1 protein-coding gene and 1 pseudogene are annotated in these 1,164 nt (G+C 45.8%); both read left to right on the top strand.

Annotation, left to right across the window (positions count from 1 at the left end):
• A pseudogene (locus A3766_RS30630) lies at nt 1-281 on the top strand (hypothetical protein); the annotation flags it as partial.
• A partial coding sequence (locus A3766_RS07260; protein ID WP_068642023.1) for a GGDEF domain-containing protein occupies nt 281-1,164 on the top strand: 884 nt, incomplete at its 3' end. The pseudogene A3766_RS30630 and the gene A3766_RS07260, both read left to right, overlap by 1 nt.

The raw sequence follows: 1,164 nt of genomic DNA, 5'->3' as shown, positions 1-1,164 counted from the left end.
TTATCGTCTTACCTCATACCAGCTCGATTCAAGCAGTCAAGATAGCAGACAGCCTGCGACTTAAAGTCCGCAAAGAAATTGAGATTCATGGAGAAAGTATTACCGTTAGTGCTGGCGTGTCCTGCTTAAATATCGGCGATGACAGTACCTCCATAACAGGCCGGGCAAGCCATGCCTTATCAGAAACACAAGCTACCAGTATTAATAGAACACACATCTATCGAGACATCGATGAGCTGCCCCAAGACGCAACGCCAGCCAATGCAGAAGGAGCACAATAATGTTCTCTGAAATCCAGCTTCAAACCCGTCTTACTGCCACATTATTTCTGCTTGGCGCAATTGCTATGGTTGTGCTTGGTATACAAAATTATCGCTACGGTCTCTATGAGCTCGTTTACGTTGCAACACTTCTAAGCATCGTTTATTTAAGCACAAGCCTCTACGCCAAGTTCTCCCCCGAAGCCAAATACCTCAAGCAAGCCTGTCTCGCTGTAGGTGTTATATCTGTTCTCAGCATTTTCGCCAATGCAGGCGAACACCCTGAGGAGCTTAAGCACTGGATATTTCCGATTGGTCTTCTTTGTTATCTATGCCTTCCCTATCGCCAAGCAAGCATATTCAACGTGGTGATGGGTGTGTGTTACTCACTGCTACTGCTATTTGCCAGCAGCATCATCTCAGCACTAGAGTTTGCAACCAGCTTTGCATTATTTATGGGGCTAACAAGTACTTATGCTCAGCTTCATCAGAAACGCAGTCGCACACTGGTAGAACTTGAGATACATGACCCACTAACTAAAGCTTATAACTACCGCCATTTGAGAGATACCCTTAAAAAAGAAATGTGCCGAGCTGACCGAACAGGCAAACCCCTTTCTCTGGTTTCCCTTGAAGTCGATTACTTCCCTCAAATTCAAGACATGCACGGTCTCCCAAATACAAACGACCTTCTTGCTCGATTTGCAGAGACACTTAAAGCAATGATTCGCGCAGGAGATAGCGACTACTTTGATGGAAAGCAGACCTCTTACCTCCTCTTACCTTGCACACCTTCAGAGGGCGTTTTAGTTATTGCGGAAAGAATTCGACGCACCATAGAGGAATGCAACTGGCCAGTGGTTGATGCAATTACGGTTAGCCTGGGCTGCACAACCTATATACC

The organism is Oleiphilus sp. HI0132, from assembly GCF_001635845.1.
This window is presented reverse-complemented; position numbering and strand designations above follow the sequence as displayed.